This is a genomic window from Pseudomonas fuscovaginae SE-1, assembly GCF_000364705.1.
Classification (GTDB): Bacteria; Pseudomonadota; Gammaproteobacteria; order Pseudomonadales; family Pseudomonadaceae; genus Aquipseudomonas; species Aquipseudomonas fuscovaginae_A.
In genome coordinates this window covers 1-11017 of sequence record NZ_AQOH01000156.1, presented here as the reverse complement: position 1 = coordinate 11017, position 11017 = coordinate 1, and the positions used below count along the sequence as shown (strand labels likewise).

Here is an 11017-nt window from a genome sequence, read left to right as displayed (position 1 = left end):
TTTTTCGGTTTTCACTATTCATTAGATGCTCCTTATCTGGTGATGGCTATGTGGCATCCTTACCTTAGCATTTTGGGCCGCAATGTAAAATATACTGCATGCCTCTCTAGCGACCTGGTAGGTTAGGTCAGAACGGCTTAGTCGACAGTCAGTATTCGATGGCGTGTTTTGGAAATAGAGCTCAGGATGGGCGGCAGTACCGCAATGAACCGCCTGACAACCGTTCAGTTCACCTCCATATACATCACCAAGCCATATCCGACGTTCTCGATTGATGGCCTGGTCATTTGAGGTCTGACTATCGCATCAAGATCTAGGCTATGTACGGAAATGGGCTTGGTTAGCTAGCGCGCCTAGCGCGCGTTGGTGTGTCGATCTCGATCCTCATGTCGAATTGTAATGGCCTCCTGAAACAGGACACCCATTTAGGCGAGAATGCTCGCCAGAGGGAGGTGTTCGGGGTTAGGCTCTGTATGAAAACCTTTGAAACCCCGTCGCAGCCTTTGGTGGCCTGATTTTCCGTAGAGTTCTCGCCTTTTAAGCGAGAGATTCTGCCATGCCCAAGCGATACGAACTTTCCGAGGCAGATTGGGAGCTAGTCGCTGATCTTTTTACTGCTCATCGTCGCACTGGGCGCCCAAGAGCCGAGGATCGCTTGATGCTCAACGGCGTGTTGTGGGTGCTTTGCTCGGGGGCAGCCTGGCGGGACATGCCAGAGCGATTCGGGTCATGGTCGACGGTCTATCAGCGCTTTCGAGATTGGCGCAATCAGGACACCTTCAACAAGATGCTCAAACGATTGCACGTCAAGCTCAATGCCCAAGGACTGATTGACTTGAACACCTGATGCATCGACTCAACGGCCGTGAGGGCCACCCGAGCCTCTTCTGGGGTCGGTCAAAAAGGGGGGCGCAAGAACCGAGGGACCACGCGCTTGGACGAAGTCGGGGTGGGTTAACGACGAAAATTCACATGGTTAGTGACGCCCGCGGCGTACCGCTGCACTTCAGGCTCTCTGGCGGCCAAGTCAGCGACATTTCACAGGCTCAGCCACTGCTGGATGGTATGCACATTCCCTCTAATCGAGGTCGGCCACGTAAGAGATGCCGTTGGCTATTGGCCGATAAGGGCTATGACGCGGAGTCCTTGCAGCAGTATTGTGACCGCTATCGAATGCAGCCGGTGACTCCGCTGCGTGACATGAAACGCAAACCCAAACCGGGTTTACCACGGCTGTTTGACAGGCCCAAGTATCGACAGCGTAACGCCATTGAGCGGCTATTTGGCTGGCTAAAGGAGCACCGTCGCCTGGCGACACGCTACTGCAAACTGGCGGAAAGCTTTGCAGCGATGGTCACACTCGCTTGCTGGCGGCGGTGTCTACGACATTACTTTTCGTACACTGCCTAGTAGACCACACACTTGAATCTTCGAGGTCTGCGAGTCATTAAACTAGGTATCGTACAAACCTAACTGACGTTCACAGTCCCAGCTCTTTGGCTAGCGCGGGAGTGTTGGCTTTGAGATCCTCGATGATGTTGCTCAGTGGCACCGCTTTGTTGACCGTGTCCTGCCGCTCACAGGTCTGAGGGTCTCGGCGAAAACCCAAATGGTGAAGGGCGACAACCTGCCCTCGGGCGTTGAAGACCGCTGCGCCGGATGCTCCGTGCTCCGTGTCGCAATCATGGGTGATCTCGCGAGGGCCATCGTCCTTGAGCCAGTTCGGATGGTCGAGAGAGAGGACTTTGCATTTGTCGCTCACCTGCTTGGTTTGGCACATGCTGTGGTGGACGATGAACGCGTCGCCAAGCTTTGCCTCAGGAACGCTGGCCAGGCGCTCATAGACCGGCTCGCCCACTACACCACCGGTACCCACGACTGGCTGCACGCGTAACACAGCATAATCCAGTGCTTCGTTCTTGGCCTCGACATGGGTGCAGTTGTATTGGCGTCTGATCGTGCCGCCGTCCCAGGCTAAATCCAGCGTGGCATTGACGCATACATTACCTTCCCAGTAATCGGTGGGTTGCATCCAACGGCTGTCGCCCCCGCAATGCCAGTTGGTCAATGCCAGGCCTGGACCAATCATCACGACGGAGCAGCACCAGGCGCTCCTGTCGCCACCTGGTATTTGCCGAGCGGTCATGAGCATGCCGATCTTGGCACCGGCCTTGCGCGGCAGGGTATCGCCCATTGCACCATTAGTGGGGAAAAGGTCGTTCCAGCCCACGATGCCGGGTGTCTGTACGGAGAACACGCGTTGGTCGCTGCTTTCTTTCGGCAAGGCGATTCCGGCTGGGATCTTGATGACAGTGTCTGAGTCGGGCCGGGCGGTCACCAGTTCGACCTGAACCCGATCATGGGGCAAGCGCCCGGTCCAGCGTGATGCCGTCAGTTGGCCTTTGTTGGAGAAATCGTTCGGGCCAAAGCTTGCGAGTACCCGATAGTCGGGGGCGTAGACCAGGAGATGCCACTGGCGGTCGGTACCTGACGCGACCTCGAGGCGCAATTTCATGCTGTCAACGGGCCATTCCGCAGTGGGTGCCTTGATGGTCTGGAATGGCTGGCTTGCCGTGAGTCGTGCTCCCTGGGAGAACCAGGCGCCAAAGCTGGTGACGGATTCGGCAGTCCTGCATTGATCGGCCAGCACATTTGCCGCCAGCAGCATGTGGGTTAGGAGCAAGGAGTGTTTAAAGACACTCATTCTTCTCGATGCCTCTGGGGGAAAGAATGATGTCCTGGATATCGGCCAGCGGAAGTGGCTCGTTCCTGTCGCAGAGCGTCAGCGAGCCTTCAGCCACTTGGGTTGGGCCGATGCGGCGTACTACCCCGGGCTCACCGACGCCATTGACCAGCTCATAGGCATAAGCCGCCTGGCTACCATCGGATAAGGTCAGGACGCGCTTTAGAGCCTTGCTGCTGACTCGGTCGCTCTTGCCGTTGGCATCGGCGAACGAGATGTATTGCGGTTGCATTTGCCGGATTTTCACCGCTCGCCATTGGCCGCCTTCCTTCAACCAGTGTCGGTCGGGATCGAGTAGTGCCAGTACGGGGTCGGCGACACCAGCGGCAATCTTGGCTTCGTCTGGATTGGCAGAGCCGTCGGTGTTTCGGGACATGGGCCGGGAAGTGACCTGCAGGCGCACCTTGATTGTCACGGGTTCAAGATAGGCCTCTGGCCAGGCTCCGCGCATCGCAGCCGCAACACTGGCGATCAATGCCGTGGCCTGCGACGTGCCGTTGGCTGAACTAATGCGGTCGGTCGTCACCCACCCGGGAATCGATTGACCGCCTGGGGCAGCGAGTTGGACGATTGGGTTGATGCCACTGCCAAAGTTGGCGTTATGCATCAGGCGGGTGTTATTGCGATCACAGGTGGTACACGCCGTAACAACGATGACGTTGGGCAAGTCGCCGAGGTTCTGCGGTGCTTTGCTGGACATGTTGGTCAGCTCGCTGGGTTGTTCCTGCTCTGTGGCGGGTTGCCCTGCGGAGGTGATGAATAATGAGCGCGAGTTCTTGACTGCTTTGAGAATGGCTTCCTGCCAGCGGTGATCGGAGTTAACCAAGCGTTCACCCACAGGCCTCAACGTGTTCAGCGAGAACGCCGTCGCTGCCACGTAAATTGCTCGTGTCATGCCGCGGGGAGCATCTGCGTCGCCAAGGATCTGTTGTTGTAATTGGATGTTGCGATCCGGGGATGCCGGGTATAGCTGATCGTCGTCCCTAACATTGTTCCAGACGAAGGGGAAAATCGCTGCATTGGTGGAGATGCTGCGAAAACCGTAGCCTTGGCTGCCAATCAAGCCGGCCAGGTGAGTGCCATGGAAGCGATTTCTGAAAGGGGAGGCCCATTTGCAACTTAACGCTTGGGTGGGTTTTGTTTTCACATAGGAAGGGAACAGGTTTGGGGACGGATCGAGTGGGGTATCGATCAGGTACACCGGCACGACCCGGATATCGCGTTTCGTACCACCAGGGTACATGCTGTCGCGCACGGCCGTCAGCGCGTCGCGGTCGTAGTCGAACTGGTTCAGGTAGTCGACAGGTTTTTCATCACTCAGCCCATTGGAGCAGGCGTCCGCTGTCGGTGCGTTTTCGGCATACAGCTGGACGCCGTTATCCGTGGCATGGGGGATCACATCAAAGCGAACATTGGCACTTTTGCTGTTTTCCAGTTGCGCACGGATTTTCAATGAAGTTTCGTCGGTGTCCGTCGGTACGACGAACTGGTAGGCGCGGTACTGCACGACGGAGCTAGCAGGCTCTTTGTCGGCGGCTGGGATGCAGTTGACGACCCGAGGCTCAAGTTTCGACCAGTATTTAAACAGGGCATCCGAGGCCGGAGTGCAGCCGTCTTGAGTAAGCGGGCCTGCTGCGGTGACCCGTTTACTGGCGATGGCCGGCCAGGTCGCCAGAGTCGGTAGGTTGAGTGTCTCTCCAACCCTCAACGGTTGGGCCATCGGCCGATTAGGGTTGAGTTGCTGAACCACTTCTAACATGGGGGGGCACGGTGGTGGATAGCCACGCTGGTCGAGCAGGCCGCATAGCGTGTCGCCGGATTGCACTCTGTAGTGATCACTTGGTAATCGGCCTTCCTTGCCCAGATCCAGCATGATCTGCGCGACGTACTGTCCTACGTTGCCTCCTTCGAAGGACACCAGCACGCCGCTGTCGATCTGAGTGGGCAGTTGTGACTGGCTGCTGGGCGCCTCGGCGACTTCCTTACGCAGTTGCTCGAATGCGGAGAGGTCCGGTGGGGGAATCAGAGGCAGGTCAGATTCTGCAGCCATTACCGCACCAATTGGCAAACCCAACAACCATAATGGATTCATGGCAAGTTACTCCGTGTAGGTGGCGCGATGCCCTGCCTTGTCTGTGTTCTGCAAGACGAGTCGCTTGGTCCCGCCACCGCCACACAGGTAGTGCATGACTGATCTTGGGTTGTAGGGGGATACCTCCTGCCAGTTGTTGCCCTCCCTGGCACAGCCGGGTACCCCTACCGCCTGTTCGTGTTGATAGCCCAGTACGTGGCCCAACTCATGCCGCAGGATGCCGACACGGTCGTAATCAGTGGTGAAGTAAGTAGGAGTGACATGCACGTAGCGCAAGGCTGGCGGTGCCTTTGGGAAGAAACTGACAGCGAAGGAACCCTCAATGCTGGCTGAGTACCGCACAATGAAGGTGACTTCGCCTGCTTTTGGCTCGGAGTCCAGCGTGGACTTGTGGACAAAGCTGATTGCGCACTCCTTGCAGAACATCCAGTCCTGGGCAGCCGCTCGCATATTGTCCACCACTACCTGGTATTGCGCTCGACTGGGAAAGCTTTCACGGTCCACGGCATAGGTCAGCTGTCGCTGGCCCTTGGGCCAGATCACCTTCTTGCCCTGTTCGGTCAGTACCAGCAGCTCGCCGTCCCTTGCTGGCACCTGGCCGCGGCGCAGAGCCATCAGATACGACTGGACACCTTCCTCGTCCAGCAAAAGGTCACCTTCGACAATGAAGTAGATGGCATTGCCTTGTTCGGCGATCACCACCTGGGGCAGTTTGTCGAGGAACGGCTTGAACGCGGCATCGAACGAGGGTGCCGATATAGCGGCTTCGATGTCTTCCCGAGTCAGAGTCGACGCCGTTGCCGAGGCCGCGAAGAACAAGGCTGCCAGTGCATACCAGCGGAGCATGGAAGGTCCCTCTGCCTCGGCGCCGACTGCGCAGCACTCGACGATGATAGTGATGGATACCCGCTTCGGCGGGTTCAGCAACAGTGGGTATAGATATGGCGGTTTAACAGCGCAATGCCATTAGTCGGATAGTGGCACTGTTGTCCTCAACTCGGGCGGAGCGGTTTGCAAGATCGACTATACCCAGTCATGCACATTGCAACTTCGGCAAGGTGACAGGGGAGAGTCGCGATGCATAAACCAATGGCGGTGGCTTTGTCGTGCATGGTGTTGAGCGGGTGTCAGACATGGACGGTGTTCACTACGTCCAAACTTGATCCGGCGACCGGTGATCAGGAGCGTGTCATGCTCGTACCGGTGACGACGCAGCTTTTTGAGGTGAGCAAGGACAGCAAGCTATCCACGTGGCAACAACTGTTCGGTAGCAAGGATGGTGACAGATGGAAGCGATTGTGTTTGCCAGACGAGAACCCAGCGCTGGCTGAGGTACTGGTACCTGTGTTGACCGCTATGGGCAGCGCCGCCTGGGATCTGGGCGTCGCGGCCGTCAACCGCAAGGTTGATGAGTTCCAGGAGCGATCCATCAAGTCCTGGGGCGCCTCTTGGTCCGGCCGTACCGCCGCTTGGGACAACTTGAATTGCCTGGTGTTGGCGAGAGTCAATGGCCACACCGATCCATCGACGCAGATGTCTATTTTGCTGGTGAAGCGGCAGTTCCAGACGCATGATCAGGAAACAGCCGCTTTCCAATTTGCGCCAGCGCTGGTGGCGTCACGGACTAGTCGGGCGTTAACCAAGGATGAAGGGCAGGGCAAAGGCCGAATCGGCCTGAGTGTCGCCGCTGCCGCTACCGGCTTCAAATCGGGTACCGCACAGGAGAATGTCGCCGACGCGGTGAGCATCGGTGGGATTGCAGTGTCTGCTCCAACGACTAATGGTCCGCTCAACTACAAGCTTGTAGCTGATGATCATTTCAACTTCACAAAGCCTTTGAAATATCCGGCGGGCAGTGATGTGTACATCAATTTTTCGGTCGTGGAAACCGGCGCACTTGCGGGATTGGATAGTCAGAGCAAAGCCGAGATCAAGGCCATGACCGATGCCCTTGGTCCAGTGGCCAAGGAGGCCTGGAAGAAAAAATTGGAAAAGGAGGGCAAGAAAGAGGAATAAGCGACTGCGCAAGGACCTAGATGTTCGGTCCCTCCACTCCAGTCGCCAAACCGATCCCCGCCCCGGCACCTGAAATTGAGTTCGAGCCAACTCCACCTCCGGCGCCGGTACGGACGCCAACGGCTGCTCCCAAACGCCGGCCCACCTCCAAGCCGCTCTCCCCAAATCTGCGCGTGATCCTGCACGTCACCAAGGAGTTCTAAGGCAAGGTCGAGGTCCTCACTTACGACGCCAACACGCTGAGCACCTTCACGGCCGAGCAGGAGGCCAAGGCCGAGGCGAAAAAGAAGAAGTTCCGGTATTTTGAAGTGGTGTCGATCAAGCCGATCTAACTGCAGGACTACGCACATCGAGTCTCCGCATTACTGCTTCAACGAGCACTACGCATGACAAACCTTCGGAGGACCAAGGATGACGAGACTCCCGCTTGTCGAAGTCGATTTGAGGAGCGCAGAAAGCTCGGATGAGGTCCACTCCACCTTGAGCAATGCCCTTGAATTCCCCGGTTGGTATGGCCGCAATTGGGATGCCTTCTGGGATGCCATAACCGGCCTCGTCCCGATGCCTCGGCGACTGAAAATCCTGGGCTGGGAAAGCTTTTCCAGGCGCCTGCCAAACGATGCCAGACTGCTGAAAGAGTGCCTTGACGAGATGCAGGTGCAGTACCCTGACGAAGCGCCTGATGTTGAGTTTGGTTGACCCACGGCAGGCCCATATCGCCAAACCTCATCACGTTTCCAGGAGCCCCTGTGGCCATTGATACGCAAGCCATTGCTGCATTCCGCGTGCTGCCTCAGAGCCAACTCGACGAAGCGGCATTCGATTACTACCCCGTCTGGTCGGAGCACTACGACTATGAGGAGATCGATGATGTCGTGCGCTGGGGGCTGGATCGGGACCAAGTGCTTCAGTTGTTCAAGGTGAACTCCGCCGGCAACGAGCACAGCGTTTACACCCTGCTGGAATCCAACCCATTTCCACCACGGATGCGCGTTTTCGTGCGGGCCACGATCGAGACGGCTGATGGAAAGCGCCTCAAGGGCTACGTGGTGAATGAGGATGCGTACTGCCTCACGATGTTCCATGAGGGCGAAAGCTTCCACTTCAGCACACACCCATTGCTGAAGGACCTGAACCAGGAGCACGAGAGGGCACTACTGGCCTCCCTTGGTACAGAGGTCCAGGTCTTCCCCGTGAGGTACCGAACCGACTTCAACGACGCAGAGGGCCAACTGATTGCCGGGATATTCCGGTATGACGGTTAGATTGCGTTCATCGCTTAGGGCATCGGAAATGAAACCGGCCGGATTGTGAAATCCGGCCGGAATGCAGGGCAGGAATGTTTCACCTGTTTTTATGCAGCCTCGATCTTTCCATCAGCCGTCCGCGACACGTGCTTTGGCTGCATTGTGCCGGAGAAGTTGAGGACGACCGTCTTAACTAGGCTCCAGTCGATCCAGTCGTTCAGCTCCGAGCTGAAGTCCAATACCCAGTAGGCAAACGGGCTGACGCCGTTGTAATTGTCCCCGTTGGCGAAGGAGGCTATGACTTGGACTTTTTGACTGCTGGGAACGTAACGATACTCGGTGGTTACCGGCGCATGGGGAAACGCCATCCATTTTTCGGTGTTCACATTGTACCGGCTGTCGGGACCGATCTGACCTATGCCGACATCGACGGCCGCCTGTGCGCTGAACCCTGACAGCCCGTCCAAGGTCACAGTGAGCTCTGTGAGGGTCACCGAGCCTGCTTTATTGAAGAGCGCGGCACTTACACTGGTCGGCAGATTGAAAACCATTTTTTTCGACGCTGTGAGCTGACTGTGGGCTGGTGTCTCGGGACTGCACGGGATCTCGTAGGAGATACCGGCGAAGCTTGCGAAAGATTTAGCGGCCTCCTCTTTGGCATAGGCGAGTTCCTGGGTGAGCTGCGCTTGCTTGGCGCTCAGGGTTGCGATATCGATTCCAGTGATCTGCAGTGTTGATGGGGAGGTAGTCAGGTACTGTAGTGCCTGGTTCATCTCCCACATCATGTCGACGATGCAATTGGCGGTGTAGTTGTAGCTATTTGCCAAGAACTGGACGTACTGGGGCTCCACCGGTACGACGCTTTCAGCGGCCATCGCCTGGATATATTCGGCGTAGTTGGAGAACTGGGCGACTTCGGCTTTAAGCTTCAGGATTTCCGCGACCTGGATGGTGAGCGTTGAGCGTGCGGTGTTGCGTCGCTGGCCCAGGGTGATGAGCGCCTGCATATCCGCCAGAAGTTGTGCGGTGAAACTGTAACCACCGAATGTCTGGCTGACGAATGTCTCAAACTTTTCGCCGTCGATCGCGATCACACCCGCCGAGGCATTGCCGTTGAGATCTTCCTGCAGCGTATTCCATGCGGTTTGCAAAGATGCAACGTTGGCCTGCGCTGTCTGCACACTGGCAATGGCGTTGTGGTTGGCATCGTAGATGTCTTTCAACCCCTTGCCGATACCTTTGATGGCGCCGACGATATCCTCTTCGGCTTTGGCGATGCCGGAACCAACGGCATAGATACCCTGCAGAATTTTGACGATATCCTCGAGCGAGCACCCCATACCGATATCTCGCAGATAGGCTCTGGCATCCGCTGTGATCTCGCTGGTGATCTTGTTGGTCTGCGCGTCGATCTGCCGGGTCATTTGGCCGATAGACTCGCTCAAAGAATTAACGCCAACCTGGAGTGTTTTGATTTGGCTGTTGAGCGTGCTCAGTTGAGCATCAATGGTGCCCTTGGCACCGATGACGGCATTAATTTGTGTCTGGTTGCTAGCCTGAGTCGCCGAGGCGGTGGTGTAAGCCTGTGAGAGGATGTTGCCGTAATTGATGAAACTGCTGATGTATTGATTCCAGGCAGAGGCGCTGGTCGCCGGTGTCCAGGTGATCGGCGTCCCGTAGTAGCTCATCCCAGCATTCAGACGGGAAAGGGCGAGGCTTGCGGCGGAGTTGATACCCTTGAGCGTAGCGACGGCGGTTGGAGGACGGTTACCAGGATTGCCCGCGATATACGGGAGGGTGGCGTCGTAGAGCCATAGATAGAGCGGGATTACCGCTTTGTAGTTGTCTTGGGTCTTCGCACTGTCGTCCGGCACCTCTGCCGAGATGAAGGCAAGCTTGGCACCTTGTTGCTCCAGCAGAAGTTGGCCGATCGACAACTGGTCTGCGAACGCAGCGTGATCGAAATCAGGAGGCTTCTGTAAGTAACGGTAGGCGCTGCCATTGAGCTTGACTGTTCCGGGGGTTCCATTGTGACCTGGTGCACCAGCGGAGCCGAGTGGCCCACCGATGTAGGCATTGCTAAAGCCACCGTTGCCCGGAAGAGCGACCTGTTCACCGAACCCTTCAACCGCCGTCGCAAGGAGGAAACCTGGCGCCAGGTCGCCCGAATAGACGTTGATTACTCCGCCATTTCCGCCGTTCCCGCTACTTCCTCCATTGCCGCCTTGGCCGGCAGCGCCTCCAGTACCTCCGTCCTGGCCGCGCCCGCCTATACCGCCGTTGGCCATGGTTAGCATTTTCCCGCCCACTTTCCGAACAGCGCTGTAAGCCACTGCAAACCCATCACCCAGGATTGGCAAGATTTGCTTGAACCGAGGTGCAATGATCAGCATCAACCTCTCACTGAGCTTGTTCGTACAATTTGGTCCCAAGGAGAAGGGATTTCCGTCAAAGAGGAGTCGGTCTTTTATGACGAAATTGACATCTTGGATAGCTGGGTCTGAAATGCTGTCAAGCCTTAATGTGGTTCCGTCACTCTCAAGGATGAAATGTAACGAAGCGCCCAGTATAAAGCTGCAGTTTAATACGGCTTCGTCGTGTGGTTGGCGATTGACATAAATAGTGAGGGCTTGGGACACAAGTTGAATAGGCCCAAAGTTTATATCTATCGTGATTTTATTGTCGCTCTGGCTAATGGAGCGTGTGATGCTGCTACAGTTTTGAGCGCCCAGTAATTTGTTTTCCCGGAAAGCAAACTCTAAATCATAGTGGACATGAATGGGTTTAAAGGGAATGGGGATTGTAAAATCTATTGTTGGAGCGGGAAGATTAAAGTCAGGGAGAGGGATGTTCTGGAAATTTACAACGATCTTGCTATCTGACCAAAGGTTTGCGAACAGCGACTCCAACAGATGCCCT

The 11017-nt window shown here is 56.5% G+C and carries 6 protein-coding genes and 3 pseudogenes; 5 read left to right on the top strand and 4 right to left on the bottom strand.

Annotation, left to right across the window (positions count from 1 at the left end; translation table 11 throughout):
• The first annotated feature begins 556 nt into the window (after positions 1–556).
• A pseudogene (locus K675_RS32345) lies at positions 557–1410 on the top strand (IS5 family transposase).
• Positions 1411–1480: 70 nt separating this feature from the next.
• Here the strand turns inward: K675_RS32345 and K675_RS0115620 are convergent.
• From K675_RS0115620 to K675_RS0115610, 3 genes are read right to left on the bottom strand one after another with little or no spacing between them, the layout of a single operon-like run.
• Positions 1481–2704, bottom strand: coding sequence for a trypsin-like serine peptidase (locus K675_RS0115620; protein ID WP_080635356.1), 1224 nt, complete (start codon positions 2702–2704; stop codon positions 1481–1483).
• Positions 2691–4835, bottom strand: a complete 2145-nt coding sequence (locus K675_RS0115615) for a S8/S53 family peptidase (protein ID WP_017904436.1) — start codon at positions 4833–4835, stop codon at positions 2691–2693. The genes K675_RS0115620 and K675_RS0115615 overlap by 14 nt, the downstream gene beginning before the upstream one ends.
• A gap of 6 nt (positions 4836–4841) precedes the next feature.
• Positions 4842–5681, bottom strand: coding sequence for a hypothetical protein (locus K675_RS0115610; protein WP_017904435.1), 840 nt, complete (start codon positions 5679–5681; stop codon positions 4842–4844).
• 345 nt (positions 5682–6026) lie between these two features.
• On the opposite strand from K675_RS0115610, the gene K675_RS0115605 reads away from it, so the two are divergent.
• The 4 genes and pseudogenes from K675_RS0115605 to K675_RS0115595 all read left to right on the top strand — a co-directional run bounded on the left by K675_RS0115605 (position 6027) and on the right by K675_RS0115595 (position 8116).
• Positions 6027–6851: a hypothetical protein gene (locus tag K675_RS0115605; RefSeq protein ID WP_017904434.1), complete on the top strand. Its 825-nt coding sequence runs from the start codon at positions 6027–6029 to the stop codon at positions 6849–6851.
• Positions 6852–6871: 20 nt separating this feature from the next.
• Positions 6872–7183 (top strand): annotated as a pseudogene (locus K675_RS33650) (hypothetical protein).
• Between the two features lie 79 nt (positions 7184–7262).
• Positions 7263–7550 (top strand): barstar family protein, encoded by a 288-nt coding sequence (locus K675_RS0115600; protein ID WP_017904433.1) that lies wholly within the window; start codon positions 7263–7265, stop codon positions 7548–7550.
• Between the two features lie 50 nt (positions 7551–7600).
• On the top strand, positions 7601–8116 hold the full coding sequence (locus K675_RS0115595) for a hypothetical protein (RefSeq protein ID WP_017904432.1): 516 nt from the start codon (positions 7601–7603) through the stop codon (positions 8114–8116).
• An 89-nt stretch (positions 8117–8205) separates the two neighbouring features.
• Here K675_RS0115595 and K675_RS31865 read toward each other — a convergent pair.
• Positions 8206–11017, bottom strand: a pseudogene (locus tag K675_RS31865) (hypothetical protein); the annotation flags it as partial.